At 63.0% G+C, this 13,972-nt stretch carries 16 protein-coding genes; 5 read left to right on the top strand and 11 right to left on the bottom strand.

The window, feature by feature from the left end:
* Position 1: 1 nt before the first annotated feature.
* From IEX78_RS22330 to IEX78_RS22320, 3 genes are all read right to left on the bottom strand, one after another.
* Positions 2–1,084 carry a DUF3696 domain-containing protein gene (locus IEX78_RS22330; RefSeq protein ID WP_188831026.1) on the bottom strand — a complete coding sequence of 361 codons (1,083 nt, stop codon included), beginning with the start codon at positions 1,082–1,084 and terminating at the stop codon, positions 2–4.
* On the bottom strand, positions 1,081–2,265 hold the full coding sequence (locus tag IEX78_RS22325) for a DUF262 domain-containing protein (RefSeq protein WP_188831025.1): 1,185 nt from the start codon (positions 2,263–2,265) through the stop codon (positions 1,081–1,083). The genes IEX78_RS22330 and IEX78_RS22325 overlap by 4 nt, the downstream gene beginning before the upstream one ends.
* 140 nt (positions 2,266–2,405) lie before the next feature.
* Entirely contained in the window at positions 2,406–2,873 is a 468-nt protein-coding gene (locus IEX78_RS22320; RefSeq protein WP_188831024.1) for a hypothetical protein, read from the bottom strand.
* An 881-nt stretch (positions 2,874–3,754) separates the two neighbouring features.
* Here IEX78_RS22320 and IEX78_RS24820 point away from each other — a divergent pair.
* Complete coding sequence (locus tag IEX78_RS24820; protein ID WP_188831127.1) at positions 3,755–3,934, top strand: Rpn family recombination-promoting nuclease/putative transposase; 180 nt, start codon at positions 3,755–3,757, stop codon at positions 3,932–3,934.
* A gap of 206 nt (positions 3,935–4,140) precedes the next feature.
* Here IEX78_RS24820 and IEX78_RS22310 read toward each other — a convergent pair whose 3' ends face one another.
* Entirely contained in the window at positions 4,141–4,830 is a 690-nt protein-coding gene (locus IEX78_RS22310; RefSeq protein ID WP_188831023.1) for an NAD(P)H oxidoreductase, read from the bottom strand.
* Between the two features lie 114 nt (positions 4,831–4,944).
* Here IEX78_RS22310 and IEX78_RS22305 point away from each other — a divergent pair, with 114 nt between their 5' ends.
* The 3 genes from IEX78_RS22305 to IEX78_RS22295 all read left to right on the top strand — a co-directional run bounded on the left by IEX78_RS22305 (position 4,945) and on the right by IEX78_RS22295 (position 7,242).
* A complete protein-coding gene (locus IEX78_RS22305) occupies positions 4,945–5,877 on the top strand; it encodes an AraC family transcriptional regulator (protein ID WP_188831022.1) in 933 nt (310 codons plus the stop codon).
* 64 nt (positions 5,878–5,941) lie between these two features.
* Positions 5,942–6,925 (top strand): Rpn family recombination-promoting nuclease/putative transposase, encoded by a 984-nt coding sequence (locus tag IEX78_RS22300; RefSeq protein ID WP_188831021.1) that lies wholly within the window; start codon positions 5,942–5,944, stop codon positions 6,923–6,925.
* A gap of 113 nt (positions 6,926–7,038) precedes the next feature.
* A complete protein-coding gene (locus IEX78_RS22295; protein ID WP_188831020.1) occupies positions 7,039–7,242 on the top strand; it encodes a hypothetical protein in 204 nt (67 codons plus the stop codon).
* Between the two features lie 110 nt (positions 7,243–7,352).
* On the opposite strand, the gene IEX78_RS22290 is transcribed toward IEX78_RS22295, so the two are convergent.
* From IEX78_RS22290 to IEX78_RS22260, 7 genes are all read right to left on the bottom strand, one after another.
* Positions 7,353–8,120, bottom strand: coding sequence for an ESX secretion-associated protein EspG (locus IEX78_RS22290; protein WP_188831019.1), 768 nt, complete (start codon positions 8,118–8,120; stop codon positions 7,353–7,355).
* The gene (locus tag IEX78_RS22285) at positions 8,117–9,316 is read right to left on the bottom strand and encodes a hypothetical protein (RefSeq protein WP_188831018.1); all 1,200 of its coding nucleotides are present in this window, start codon (positions 9,314–9,316) and stop codon (positions 8,117–8,119) included. Before IEX78_RS22285 ends, IEX78_RS22290 begins: the two co-directional genes overlap by 4 nt.
* The gene (locus tag IEX78_RS22280) at positions 9,313–9,723 is read right to left on the bottom strand and encodes a hypothetical protein (RefSeq protein ID WP_188831017.1); all 411 of its coding nucleotides are present in this window, start codon (positions 9,721–9,723) and stop codon (positions 9,313–9,315) included. The genes IEX78_RS22285 and IEX78_RS22280 overlap by 4 nt, the downstream gene beginning before the upstream one ends.
* A 1-nt stretch (position 9,724) precedes the next feature.
* On the bottom strand, positions 9,725–10,291 hold the full coding sequence (locus IEX78_RS22275) for a DUF3558 domain-containing protein (RefSeq protein ID WP_188831016.1): 567 nt from the start codon (positions 10,289–10,291) through the stop codon (positions 9,725–9,727).
* A gap of 14 nt (positions 10,292–10,305) precedes the next feature.
* Entirely contained in the window at positions 10,306–10,932 is a 627-nt protein-coding gene (locus IEX78_RS22270) for an LppA family lipoprotein (protein WP_188831015.1), read from the bottom strand.
* 53 nt (positions 10,933–10,985) lie between these two features.
* Positions 10,986–11,858: an alpha/beta hydrolase gene (locus tag IEX78_RS24815; protein WP_373291646.1), complete on the bottom strand. Its 873-nt coding sequence runs from the start codon at positions 11,856–11,858 to the stop codon at positions 10,986–10,988.
* 911 nt (positions 11,859–12,769) lie between these two features.
* Complete coding sequence (locus tag IEX78_RS22260) at positions 12,770–13,075, bottom strand: hypothetical protein (RefSeq protein ID WP_188831013.1); 306 nt, start codon at positions 13,073–13,075, stop codon at positions 12,770–12,772.
* 104 nt (positions 13,076–13,179) lie between these two features.
* On the opposite strand from IEX78_RS22260, the gene IEX78_RS22255 reads away from it, so the two are divergent.
* Positions 13,180–13,758, top strand: coding sequence for a YbaB/EbfC family nucleoid-associated protein (locus tag IEX78_RS22255; protein ID WP_188831012.1), 579 nt, complete (start codon positions 13,180–13,182; stop codon positions 13,756–13,758).
* Positions 13,759–13,972 lie beyond the last annotated feature (214 nt).

The raw sequence follows: 13,972 nt of genomic DNA, 5'->3' as shown, positions 1-13,972 counted from the left end.
GCTACCTCCGCCGTGCCCGATTGATAAAGCCGAGATCGTCATCGATCTGATCGAAGAAGCCAGCTGGCCAGTCGCTCATCGAACCGGTCGGCCCGACGGCGAGTTCGTGAGGTGTGCGGTCGCCCCCGAAGTAGTACACGAGTGCATCGGAGTGGGTTAGCGACTCATTGGCCGCCACTGCTCGACGGATTCCGTTTAAGACGTGGTCACTGTGAGTTTCGACTACCACTTGCACTCCTGAGGCCGCGACCATCGCGAGGAATCGGCCCATCATCGACTGTGCGCCCGGATGCAGGTGCGCCTCGGGGCTGTCGACGATGAGCAGTCCTCCGATTGGGGCCACGAGCCCGGCCACAATGATCGGCAGGGCGTAACTGATGCCAAACCCAGTGTTGGTTAGCAACAGCCACTCGTCCTGCGAACCTGCACGCACATTCAGCGTGGCCACGCCCGTGCGCGGCACGACTTGAGCCTCGATTTGCAGTGGCCCGACAAGACGAGTCATCCAATTCTCAACCTGCGGCCGCAGCATCGGCGAGGTCGAGTCTTGCGACAGCCTGGTGGGACCGACTTCCACCCGGTCTGCCAACGCGAGGACGTGCGCCGCGAAACGACCGTCCTCCCCCACGACACAGCCGTTCTCGGATGGGGAAGTAGGCAGGGCGATCCGTGGTCCGAGGCGTTCGGCGGCCAGGTAAGTGAAGGCTCCCGACCTATCCCCCAATGGGAAGACCGCGCCGTCGGGACGCGTCACGACGCTCAACCTTGACGAGTCGGGGTTCGCCGCACCGCTGAAGGCCCAGGTGGCCAGCTTGCCGCCGTCGTGGGAAACCGATATCTCGATCGTGTCCGAGGTGGCCTCGGCCGCGAGGACATCGGCCGCCTGACCCAGATTCAGGCCCGGATATCCGTTCAGGGAGACGAATTGATCGGAGTCGAGCTGGCCTTGGTGAGCCAGATGCAACGCCTGTACCACCGTGCTCTTACCCGCGCCGTTGAGGCCAGTGAGTACCGTCAACGGCCGCAGGCTCAGCGAAAGATGTTGAAACCGCTTAAAATTGGCGATTTCGATGGATGAGATCACAAGCCGACATCCTGCATGATGGCGCGCGGCTTGGCAAAGCGGGCCTTGACTCGTTGCGGGTCTGAGGTCGAGGCGCTGATCGAGGCGATGTAGGCGCTATCGTTAGTCATCGCGGCTCGTGCCCGCTCGACGATCTTGGTCTGCACCCCTGCTAGCTGGTCAGGATGGTAGTCGGCAAGCATCACCGCCCAACTCTCGAACAGAGCACGGTTGAACGGCGACAGACGGTCGCTTGACCGCGGCCATTTCCGAAAGGCATGCTCGCCGAAGACGAGTCGAGCGTTGTCCATCGCGCGCACGAAGTCATGATGCCATCGGTCCAGTAGCTCATCAGGGACGTCGTCTTTGGAGTCGATCAGTTCGGCGGTGCGATCAAGAAGCGTCTCCAGACTGCCATATTGCTCGTACTCGCTGATATGTGTCAAGCGCCGGAACGCGATGAAGCGAAGCACAGCCTCACGATCGTTCATCCGTACGTGATCGCGAAGTCGGCCGCCTGTTGCCGCGTTAAAAGAATCGCTGGAGGCACACAGTTTGAGGAAGTCTCTACTCCGGTTACGACTCATGCAATGGCGGATTTCCATCGCGTTGAGTGGCTCACCACCGGTATTGATTCGTTTGAAGATGTTGTACTTGACATCATTCGGGGTCGATGGGTCGATCACATGAACGACAATCTGGGTGGTGTTGAGAAGTCGGCGACGTAGCGGCGGTGAGAGGTCCTCAAAGTACTTTCCGCCACACTCCTCAGAGAGGTACTCAAGATCGGCAAGCGCGAACGTCTGATTTCGAGTGAAGTCATGGATTGTCGAAAGGCGTTGCAGCCCATCGACAACACGAAGGCCACCCGACTTGTCTTCGGCGAAGTAGAACGCGGGCAATGGGATCTGCAGCAGCAGACTCTCGATCAAGCGAGACTTCTGGCGCGGGCGCCACACGCGGTTACGTTGGAAATCGGGCGCTAGCTCTAGCTCGCCGTCATCGATCATGTCCAACACGTTCCGCATCGAGTACCCGCGAGTCGTCACACGGATCTTCTCTGGGTCCCAAGGCCGAATCTCGGTGTCGCGCTGAGTGGTTTCCTCATGCTCTACCTCGACGCCGGTGGCCTCACCCTCGAACACCTCCTCGACGACCTCTTCGGGTTTGAACGCGGTGTCGTTGGGCTCCTCTGGCGACATAGGGCGGAGTTTAGCTGAGGTCAGCCGAGACGTGGTTTTGCTTAGGCGCACCGTATGGATGGACTCTATTCGTCAGTCGGTAGCCAACGCGACCCATAAGTAGTCGCGGGCTGGGCTGGCGGCTACCAGGCGCTGTCTGGCTAAGAGTTCGGCGTGGTCACGGGCACCGCCCGCGAGCTGGGACAAATCCGCACGGGCCTTCTAGGTGACGTGGAAGACGGCGGTGAGTCCATGCACTTGGCTCGGTGCACTGTGCCGACCTTGATGCGGTCGGTCTGAGTTCCGTCGTAATACCCCAAGGGCATCGCCGGCAGGCCCGCTCGGCAGAGGGTGGTGATATACCAGTCGATGTCGCTGGTTCTGGTCACGGGACCGCGATGTCGGCATCGGGTGCCAGGTTCGCGCTGCGGATCGCACCGGGGAGTGCCGTTTTCGACTTCGCGTCGGGTTAGGCGCTCCTCAATGCCTTCGCCGTCCGGCAGCGTTGGATCGCTGTCTTTAAGCACGACTCCCGTTCCGCCGTCGAGGTCGGCGACGATGTCGCCGGCGTCGATTCGCTGGGCGTATTTGGGGATGGCGGCGCGGTTGGGGTAGTTCGTGCGGAGCACCTGTCCGCGACCACCAGCGAGTGGGATGCCAGGTGCCGGACAGTGTCGTGTCGCGAAATCCTTGAGCTGTACTGACTTCCGTGATTCGCGTGCAAGTTCGAGCCAGCGAGCTACTGCGGGTCATGGCTGCAGCGGCGAGGGCCTTCCGACGAGTTCGGTGCGCATCTGATCGGCGGTCGGCCAACCCACCAGGCGGTGGGAGAATGCAGTCGATCACAGTGCAAGTACAGCAGCTCGCCGTTCCGCAGGGCGGCCGACCGCACAGCTACGGTCCGAAGTCGTCATTGTCCAGCCGCACCAGCTGAAATCTCGTTACGGGCTGGGCGGCGACGTAGGAGGCGGTTCTCGCGACTCGACCAACTGCCTTCGGCGTCGTCAACTCGACCGAATGCTGTTCGCGCTGCACCGGGCCATCCTGGATCGCCGGGGCGAATTAAAGGTTTTTGGCACCGATGGCTGACCCTTAGCGCGCTGTGAGACTTGCCGGTCGTGCGCAAGCCCGTCGCCGACTTGAGGGCGGCTTTGCGCACGCCACTCCCCGACTCAAGGGCGGCCTTGCGCTGACCAGACTGGGCATCGCCAGGGCGAAATCGGTGCCGTTCCACGAATACTGTTACGCGACAACGACAAATCTGGACCCCGGGGCCGCGGGAGAACGCGGTGTGGACACCTGGACCTTAGGCCGTGGCCGTCCACATATGGCTTCGCCATCCCGACATTCAGGGCGTGATTTGCCTCCCACTTCCTCGCGAAATAGTCTGCCGCTATGGGGGATTCGGTACATTAACTACACGACTACGTCGTCAAATACACCCTGAGCAGCCCGGTGACGGCAACCGCGCACGCTCGTCGAAGCGGTCGCGCCGTTGCTGGCGTAAGCGATCGACTGGTCGAGCCTGCAAAGTCAATCGACCGCCTACATCAACCGCGTCCTCGACAACACCGACGGTGATCTGCTGTTCCGTGTCAATCTTTACTCCGGCGAAACCGGGTATCTCTACTACGCGCACGAGCACCAGTCAACAAACGACGCATTGATGGCCTTCCCGGGAATGGAGTAAAACGTAGCGGCCGTGCGCCAACATTTGTGTGAGCATCCGAAGCCCAAGCCGACGACCATCCCGTTCGTGATCACTATCGTCAGCTGCGCGGGCGGGGAGAAGTGCACCGCGGTGACCGACATGGCCGAGCTCGTTATTCGCTGGCACCGATTCGAGCCAATGCTCGAATCGGCTTCCCATGCTGCGGTCGATGGCGTCCTCGTCGCTCAAACGCGGACGAGGGCGGCGGCGACTAAGTCGTCGACGAAAGCCTCCGCTTTCGCCTCAAACGCCTGGTAATGCGCGTCGCGCGCATCGCCGGTGATCGCCTCGCCAAACGTCAGGCTGCCGTCCGCGCCGACCAGTTGCGGCTGTTCCTCCGCATCCGGGAGCAAGCCGACTCGGGAGTCGGCGAAGCCGCTGTAATATGCCAAACCCTCGCTGAGCTGGGCTTCAAGCAACTGCTGCATGCTCGGCAGGATTTCGTCGTTGGCTGTCGCGCCTGCCAAGCCGAGCCACAGGATGCGCTTGCCTGCCAAGCGCGGTTGGCTGCGGCCGTAGGCGAAGCCGTAGTTCCAGACGCGGTCGATCCAGCCCTTCAGGATCGCGGGCACGCTCTGCCAGTAGACCGGGAAGACGACGACGATCACGTCAGCGGCGAGGACGCGCTGCATGTGGGACTCGGCGTCGGGGGAGTAGCGCTTGTCGCGGTTGGTCCAACCTGGTTGGTCGGCCACGGTCATGCGGGGGTCGAAGTTTTCGGCATGGAGGTCGAGGAAGTCGACGGTGTAGTTCGCGGCGGTCAGGCGTGCGGCGGCGCGGTGGGCGATGTGGGCCGACAGTGAGTCGGGGCGATGGTGACCAACAACGACAAGTGCTGTGCTACTTGAGGTTTCGAGAGTGGACGACTGTTGCACGGGAGCTCCTGGTGAAGTGTGGTGATTGCCCTGTGCTTTGAGTAAAGCGTTGATCGCGTGGACGATCTATGGGTGATCATCTCCCGTTGATAGGAATTCGTCTATCTTGGTGGAGTGGACCCGTTGAGTTCGTTGTTGAGTGGCATTCGCGCGTCGGGATCGGTTGTGGCACATGCCGTTTTGCGGTCGCCGTGGACGATTCGCTTCGCCGACCGCGTCCCGCTTGTCATGGTCACCGTGTTGCACGGCGGCGGCACACTCGTGCTCGCCGACGGGTCACACACGATCCTGAACGCGGGAGACACCGCCCTTGTGCAGGCCGAAGAGCTCTTCCACTTGGCCGACGACCCCGCCACGCTCGACCAACCACACGAGGCCTACGAACTGTCGTGTTTCGTGCCGGGTGGGTTTGGTTGTGACGCACCGGAATTGATCCCCTCGCCGACGAAAACCGGTGTGCCAGGCGAGGCTTCGCTTCTCGTCGGTGCCTATCGCGCGTCTGACCGGCGGCATGAGCGTCTACTGAGCGCGTTGCCGAAGGTGCTCGTTGTCCACGAGGAGGCCGAGACGTGTTTATGGCTCGAAAACTCCGCCGCCGACGCGGTTCAGCTCAGCGCTGGGTCGCAAGCACTCATGGACCGACTCTTCGACTGGGCCCTCGTCTGCACCCTGCGCAGCTGGCTTTCCGCGCAGCAAGACCACGCGCCGGCTTGGTATCGCGGCATGGCCGACCCGGTCGTTGGACCAGCCCTCACCGCGATCCACGGCCGGCCCTTCGACCGCTGGACCGTGGCGAGCCTGGCCGCTGAGGCGGCGGTGTCGCGGGCACTGTTCGCGCGGCGCTTCACCGAGGTAATGGGCGAACCGCCGCTCGCGTACCTCACCGAGTGGCGGATGGCGGAAGCGGAAGAACTGCTCGCCGACCCGGCGCGGAGCGTGGCACAGGTGGCGACGTCCGTCGGCTATTCCGATGCGTTCGGGTTCAGCGCGGCGTTCAAGCGGTTGCGGGGGACGAGCCCGACGGAGTTTCGGGCCGCGCTGGTGTAGTCGCTCATCAGCGCGACGCGGTTGCCCGCGTTGCTTGTCGGTGCCCGCTGCTAGCCTCGCCGCCATGACCAGCAAAAAGAAGGAGCCTGGCGAGCCGAATCACCCGCACGACACCCTTTTTCGCCGCATCATGTCCCGACCCGACAACGCCGCAAGCGAATTGGCGATCATCCTGCCCGAAGAGATTGCCGCATGCATTGATTGGTCGACATTGCGCCTGGTGCCTGGCGGGTTCGTCTCCGAAAAGTTGAAGGAACGATTCACCGACCTGCTCTATCACGCGCGACTAATCGGCGTTGACGAGGAGGTGTTCCTGTACCTGCTGATCGAGCACCAGGCGAGAGGCGACAGGTTCATGGCCTTGCGCATGGCCGAGTACGCGACCCAGTTCTGGCGCAAGTATCTCGACGATCACCGGAAACAGTCCCCGACAATGTTGCCGTTGTTCATTCCCGTCGTCGTGCACACGGGGCCGGACGGCAACTTGTGGACCGATCCGACCGAGTTGGCGGACCTCATCGATACCAGTGGGCTGCCGGTCGAGGCTCGTGATCGCCTTGCACCGTATCTGCCGCGGTTTCGGTTCATGCTCGAAGACGTCGCCGCGGTAGATCTCGAAGTTTTGCGCAAGCGCCCAGTCCCTGACGTAGTGCGGCTACTCCTGATCGCACAACGCGTCGTCTACCGCAACGAGCAACTTCACGTTGTTCTGCACGCCGATATCGACTTGTTCCGGCACCTGACCAGGGAAGATCTTCAAGCGTTCATGACGTACATTGTGAGTAGTGGCCGCACGTCTACGGAGGCGTTGCTCGGCCTCGCTGGGGAGATTGGCCCGGTGGCAAAGGAGGCAGTGATGACTACGGCGGAACAGATTGCGGCGGAAGCTGACGCCGAGACCCTGCTCAAGCAGATCGCTCGGCGCTTTCAGGTGCAAGTGTCGGCAAGCGTGGTTGGGGTTGTTCGCGGCGCTTCGCGGGAGCGGGTTCAGGGGTGGTTGGACTACATTTTTGACGCGAGCAGCGTGGACGACTTGCTTGCGCACTGAGCCGGGAGGTTGCGCGCTGATGCGGTACGCGCTCACAACGGCGTCAGTAGTGGTCGCCCGTTGACGGAGGCGTTGCATGGCCTTGCTGGGGGAACTTAACCAAGGAAGCAGTGATGACGACGGCGGAACAGATCGCGGCTGAGGCCAAGGCAGAGGCTGACGCTGAGACCCTGCTCAAGCAGATCGCGCAGCGCTTTCAGGTGGAGGTGCCAGCAAATGTAGTTGGGGCGGTTCGCGGTGCTTCGCGGGAGCGGGTTCAAGGATGGTTGGACTACATTTTTGACGCGAGTAGCGTCGATGACCTGCTTGCGCACTGAGTCGCGGGGCTGCGCGCTCACGACCCAGCGGCTGGCCGCTCACGACCCTTCACGGCCACAAGTCCGGTCACGCCATCCGGCTCCCGAAAAGCTACCCGGATGGCAGCGTGCTAGTACGGGTACGCGCCGAAGCGGTCGTCGGCCCGGGCGGCCAGGATTTCGGCTAAGTAGCGGGTTAGGTGTTCCGTGATTGCTCGGGGAGTTCCTGGGCGGATGGTGCGTGTGGTCTTGCCCGACTCGAGGTAGCGGCCGCCCGGGCGGTCGTGCCATTCCAGGGTCGTTGCGGGGATTTGCGGCGCGCCCTGGGTGTCGCGAGGACCTGCGAAAAGGTGGATTGTGCCCGCTGACGTGCACGGTTGGCGGCGTAGCTGGCGGTAGCGGTCGCGGGGGGTTCGGGCGTTCGAATAGGTAACCAACGTCGGGTCTTGCGGTGCCAGGTCGGCCTGGTGGAAGCGGACCGGGGGTTGCGTGCCGGGCGGCGATTTCGGCAGGGCCGCGGCTGTCGCGGCGGTGAGTTTTTCGGCTGCGGTCAGGCGAAGTCGGACGCGTTCGCCGTCGGCGGACTGCTCCGCTGTCGCGCAGTGGTTCGCGTGGCGGGCCGCGGTGAAGCGGATGGCACCATCCTGGCCGAAGCCATTCACCTCGGTCCATGCTTCCGGAGCGACGAGGATTTGCCTTGCGCGCGTGAGCTTTTCGGCTTCGTCCATGTCTAAGCGCCCTTGCTCGGACCACTCGCGCCGCACTTCCGCGCGGTGCGCGAGCAACTCGTTCATGTGACTGAACCGGCTCAGGTATTCCAACGGGTACAGCATTCGGTCGGCCGCTGGGGCGTACCAGAGGGCGGCGAAATCCTCGATCGGGAAGATCCAGGTTGTCATCGGTCACCGTCGTCGATGGTCGGGTCCGCGCCGAGGACGGGCGGGACGAACTTGATGACGCCCAGCAGTTCTTCGGTGTTTTCGGGGTGCACCAGGTTGACCTTTCGGTCTTGCTTTTCCTTGTCGTCGCCGGGTCGGCCGCCCATTGGCGCGCCGCCCATGGGGCCGCTCGCGCCGTGTGCGCCTGGGGAGCCCGCGCGGGCGGCGGCTGGGGAGGATTGCGCGCCGCCGCCCGGGGCTGCGATCGACGAGCCCGGGACCTGCGGGCGCGAGGGAGAGCCTGGGGTGCCGCCCGATGGAGTGCCTGCTCGGCCGCCCGGGGCACCGCCCGATGGAGTGCCAGCTCGGCCGCCCGGAGCGCCGGGGATGGTCGGGTTTGTTGAGGGCGAAGTGTTCGGGCGTGCGGTGTCGGCAGGTGTCGAAGTTGTTGGCTGGCTTGGGGATTGGGTTGTGCCTGCCGTTTGGGTTTTGCTGTCGTCGGTGCCGTTTTGCGGGGAGCCGCCGGTGAGCGATTCGTCCGCTCCGGCGGGGACGGTGCTGTCTGGCGACGGTTGCGCTGGGTTCGCGCCCGGCTGGCCCGCTCCCGGCGCGCTTGGCGAAGAACCCGGTACGCCAACCACGTTGGAACCTGGTGCGCCGGAAGGGTTTCCACCGTCCGCGCCGGGACCTGCGGCGACCACCTTGGTTGCGGGCGGGAACGTCGGGATTTGGGTGTCCTGGTGCTGGAAGCCGACGATGTAGCGGCCACGCATGATCCGGCGCGCCTCGTCCTGGGCTTCCTTCGCTTCGCGGGACTGCTTGTCGTATTCCTGCGGATCCGTGGTTTGATTCGCCGTTACCGCAACAACTTTCGGCATGAACGCCTTCGCCATGACGGCGATGGTCGCGGTGTTGTTCACGACGTTGGACATGTCGGCGAAGAGTTCGTCGAGGTCGTCGGCTGCGGCGGCGTAGTGGGTGGTTGCGGTGATGGCGGCGTCGGCGGATGCGCCGGTCCACTTGCCGTCCGCCGCTGCGCGGATCGCGGCGAGGAAGGAAGCGGTTGATTCGCGAAAGTCGACCTTGCTTTGCTGCCAGGTAGTGACCATCGAGTGGGTTTCGTTGATGACGGCGTTGAAGGCGTCGATGATTTGTTGGTGGGTTAGGTGGTCGACGTTTTCGGGGTTGGTGATTGAGGGTGGGTCGAAGGCTTTCACTTCACGCTCCCTGTGTCGATACCCGCCGCAGTTGCGAGTTGCTTGAATTGCGCGGCGAAGGCAGAGTCCGCTTCCTCAAGGCGCTGGCGAATCGTCCGGAACAAGGTCAACATTTCGCGTGCGGTCGTCTGGTGTTCGTCCAAGACGTCGTGCGCGTTATTTGGGCCGTCGGCACCCTTCTCCCGGAACCGGCGCACCATCGTCTGTGCCGACGTGAGAACCGCGGCTCCTTCTCCGATGCCCCACACCTCGTTATCGGCGACGGTTCGGACCTTCTTCTTGATGGCAGCGATCGCGGTAATGCGGTCAATGCACGCCTTTTCCAGGCTGACGAACGCGGATGGGTCCGCGCTTAGGCCAAGTGCGCCTGCCTGCGCCTGAGTCGTCAGGTCTTTGAATGCGCTCAACTCATGCCTCCGCTGGGACATAGGGCAGTACGCCCGTCACGATATTTCGCACCAATGCACAGCTATCGATATTGCCCGTTTCGGTCGACTTGGAATTTGACAAATCGAATTCCAAGCTGCCGTTCCGCGTCTCGACATTGACCACGCAGCTTTCGCCGCGATCCTGCTGTCGGGGAAACAGTGAATAAAACGCGCCGCGGCGACCGGAAAACTGCTCCTCTCGATAGGAATCTGGGAATTTCGCGCGTATCTGATCGAGCGTGGTCGTGGTTCGAACGATTCGAACGTCGTAGCCGAGACCGCCATGGCTGATGTAGGCGCAGCCGTGCGTCTTGAGAGTGCCGTTGTCGAGAGATTCGGGCTCACCCAAGCGCTTGAGGCCTTCGCGCTGGAGGTATGCAGCTGGCAAGTCCGAGCACGGGTCGAAGTCGGCCTTGGCGGCGACGGTCGTCGCAGGTGTGGGCGGGGAATCTGTTGGTGTCGTCGAGCACGCGCCCACCGCGCACGCGACCAGCGCTGGTCCAACCAACAGCGCCGAGCGGCGGCCCCGCAGTGCATTCTTCTTCACGATCGCTGTCCCCATCACTTAGGTTTCCCCGGCACGGACGTCATGGTGACGCCAAACTTGGCCGGGTCGTTGGCAATTCGGCATCCGGTTTCACCGGCCACAGTTATTACCCATCCCGTGTTCTCGACGAACTCGTTGTAGACCTCGATACTTGCCCCGTCTGGCGCGTACATCTCGATCGAGCGGCGCGTTGGACCGTCACCTTTGGCTGGCGGCGAGGGTATCCGCTCGGTCATCTGTAGGGCTCGGCCGCTGCTGATGACTTTGGCTCGAACCGCTTGCCACGACTCTGGCGAAATTTCTCCCGCCGTGCGCGCGCCACGTCCGCGTCCGACGCCACCGACCTTGGGCGCGATCAAGTCCCTGCAGGCGTCGAGTTCTACGTCGTCGACCCCAAGTTCCCTCTTGGTTTTCTGCACGGTTTCGGCATCGAGCCACATATCAAGGAGGTTCGCTGAGGTCACGTGGAGCTGCGGATTCGTCTGATTGATGACGGCCACTATTTCGTCGACATGCGGGAATAGTTGTGCCGTGACCTCCTCCAGTCGCGGGATGCGCTCCATTTTCTCGCGCGCCGCGATCAATTCGTCTTGGCTGGGCGGTGGGTACTGTGGCGGGTCGACAAGGTCGATTACATTCACGCACGCAGTCGTAAGAAATACGGTCGCTAGCGCTGTAATGGGAACCCAAAGTTTCATCGACGCACCTGGATAGCATTCTCGGGAAGTCCCGCTACGACGGCAGCGACGTTGTAGGTAGTCACTCGGGGGAGCGGGTCGGCGTCAGTGCCGCCCGCAGATCGCGGATAGTCGCTGTGCCCATGTGCACCGGGGAGTCGACGATGCTGTCCGTCAGTTGAGGTCGAGTCGTGGGTTTCGAGTTGAGTGAAATTCGGGTTACGAGCCGGGTCGGACCCAAATCCGCCGTTGTTATTGTCCTGCCAATCTTCGACCAATGGATGCGCAACACCGTTCCAGTCAAGGATTTTCGGAACGTCTTGCGCCCACCTAATCAGGTCGTCGTCGGCGCGCATCACGTAAGCGTGGCCGTTGTCCAAACCGAGTTCGGTCGGGGAATTCGCGCCGACTCCGGGTGAGCCGTACACGACCATATCGGTGACTGGGTGCTCGCCATTTTGCAGCGCGAGGCCAGTAGTCAGCGAGCCGTAAGAATGGCCGACGGCGGTAATGTGCGGGGCTTTTCCGCCATCGTGCGACGCTTCGAGGCCGTTGTAAAACTGGTTGAGCGCCTTCGCGCCCTCTGCCGCTCGGTCGGCTGTGCCCGTGTCGACTCCCGCTTCGGCGAGTTCCCCGACGGTAATCGCTTTCGGATTCTGCGGAGTGTCGTAGCCCAGCCATGCGATCGAGGCGACCGTGTCGTTCTTGCCCTGCAGCCGGAGTTGCTTTTCCGCCTCGTACTGCAGATTGTTCGCTTCCTTGACCATCCCAGGCAGGCTCCCGGTAGTCGTCGTGCGGCCGGGGGTTGTCACCGACACGTGGTCAGCTTTGTCTGGGTTACCTACCGCGATCGCAGCCCGAGTCTTACGGCCCGTCGTGGTGTCGAGCATCATCAGGTAGCGCTGATTGTGCGCGTCGGCGCCCTTGATTTTTTCCGCAGCTGTCTCGACATTGCGTAAGTCGTCGAGTTTCTGCGTGGCCAGCTTGTACTGGTCGCTATTGGTGCCGTACTGCGCTGCGACGGTCTGCTGATGAGCCTCAGCGTCCAGGATCAAGCTGGGAAGCCGTTTCCGGTTCGCCGAATCCCGCGCATCGACCGGAATCCCATCACGGTTACCCACCGTCTCCGGGTACTTCTCGATCATCTCCTGCTGCTGCGCGGTCGTAAGACTGTTCCACCAATGCCGGTTCGTTTCCACGCTCGCGTTCGCGGGCGGCGCGTCTTCCTTCTTCATCGGCGCCGTCGAAACATCAACAGGGGGAAGGCCTTTGAAGGCGTCGCGGATGGTCGACTCCCCGCGCACGTCGGCGGCAAGCAGGTCGGCTAAGGCCTGCTTGAGCGTCACGGTGCGGTCCTTGGCCGCGTCGACCAGCTTCGGCCACGCCAGCGTCGCGCTGGTTTTGCCGACGCGCGAAACCAACGTCGCGTACATGGCGGCGCTGGGGGTGACGGTGCCGTCGTCGGCGACGTCGAACTGGTTGGCGCGGGCGTCGTCGGCGTATTTCAATACAACCAAACGGTGCGACGAAAGGTCTTGTGCCGCAACGGTTGCCGCAGTGCCAGCCGCCGACAGTGCGGTGGCGAGCTTGTCAGTGTCGCTGGCGACGGTCCGTGCGCGGGTGCGCATCGCGTCGCCGGATTCGCGCTTCCAGTACGCATCGGACTGCCCCGCGCTCGAAGCGACCGCCGTCTGCTCGTCACGGATCTTCTTCGCGGCCAACTGCCACGCGACCCCATGCAAACCGAGCGTCTCGGTTTTCCAGCTGCGAGCGCGCGAGATCGTCATCGGTGCGACGGCGTTCATCGGACCCCCTGTGCTCCCCGCGCGATCTCGGTCGCCGCGGACTCGTCCCTGCCGGTGACCTCACCAACCGCAACCAGCGCACCCTGCCCCAGCGAGCGCAGATCAGTGGCTACCAACCGCTGGGCGTTGGCCGCGATCCCGCTGACCGTGCCGCACATCGCGGCCGTCAGTGAGCCAGGTAGTGCGCCGGTTAGGAGGTCGGAATTGCCGTCGACATCGGCGAGTGCGATGTCGCTGGCCGACTGATGGAAGCCCTGCCCCAGCGTGCGTACCTGGTCAGGGTCGAATTCGAACGCGGTCACCGGAAATCCCCTCCGTGATGCAAGCCGACTCCCATTCGGGCTTGTCGGCGCAGATTCTGCCATACTGCCTGCGCATAAGTTCAGGAAGAACGGGGGATGCGATCTTGGACGAACTCACCTTCGCATTGAGCGAGCAGCGGATTTCCGTCGCCGACCCGACGGGCTGCGTCACGGTTGAGGTCACCGCTGACGGTGCGATCCGCGACATTCGCCTATCGGACGCTGGACAGCGAATGCTGCCGCAGACGTTAGTCGAGTTGATCGTTTCGCTGCATGCGCGGGGATTGGCGCGGGCGCGGGAGGCGATTGAGGAGGTGTTGTTGGCGGATATGCCCGACCTGGGTACGCCTGATTCTTTACCCGGAGCGGACGCGGAGATGCGTCGGAATACTGACCTAGCCCCCGCCGATCCACCGTCGGAAGCCCGAACGGTCGGCCCCGGTTCGCTTGATCGTGACGCGGTTCGCACCGCTGGTGACGGCGATCCCGACGGCCGGGCACCGGACGCGCCCGTTGACGCAGCGGTGCCGGACCCCGCTCCTAATCGCGCACTTCCGGTTGCGCCGCTGACCCGCGCGCGACGAGAGTCGATCTTCGTTCCGAAGGAGGAAGACGAAGGCGAGTACTTCCGTAACTTCAGTGTTTTCGCCGAAGACAACCATCGCCCGAGGTTGGGGCGTTGATTCTGCGTTACTCCGTGCCGACAGGGTCAGGCAGTTCTGCTGCTGACGGTCGAAACGGGGTGGTGGTGTTGCGGTTAGGGTCGGCTGACTTGGCATATTCGTGCAAGTTCGCGGCTTAAGCGAGAAATATGGGGCAAATCTCGCGAATGTGCACGAAAATGCCAATGAACAGCGGGAATTGGGGGTCGTGTCGCTGTGTCCGGGCGTGTCGGAG

This window comes from Nocardia camponoti, from assembly GCF_014646135.1.
GTDB classification, from domain to species: Bacteria; Actinomycetota; Actinomycetes; order Mycobacteriales; family Mycobacteriaceae; genus Nocardia; species Nocardia camponoti.
The sequence above is the reverse complement of the archived record's forward strand: the minus strand, read 5'-3'. Positions and strand labels throughout refer to the sequence as shown.

Bases quoted from the DNA above. Each gene is read 5' to 3' on its own strand.
- IEX78_RS22325 (WP_188831025.1), bottom strand. From the start codon at position 2,265: ATGTCGCCAGAGGAGCCCAACGACACCGCGTTCAAACCCGAAGAGGTC.
- IEX78_RS22300 (WP_188831021.1), top strand. From the start codon at position 5,942: ATGACCAGCAAAAAGAAGGAGCCTGGCGAGCCGAATCACCCGCACGAC.
- IEX78_RS22295 (WP_188831020.1), top strand. From the start codon at position 7,039: ATGACGACGGCGGAACAGATCGCGGCTGAGGCCAAGGCAGAGGCTGAC.
- IEX78_RS22290 (WP_188831019.1), bottom strand. From the start codon at position 8,120: ATGACAACCTGGATCTTCCCGATCGAGGATTTCGCCGCCCTCTGGTAC.
- IEX78_RS24815 (WP_373291646.1), bottom strand. From the start codon at position 11,858: ATGCTCGACACCACGACGGGCCGTAAGACTCGGGCTGCGATCGCGGTA.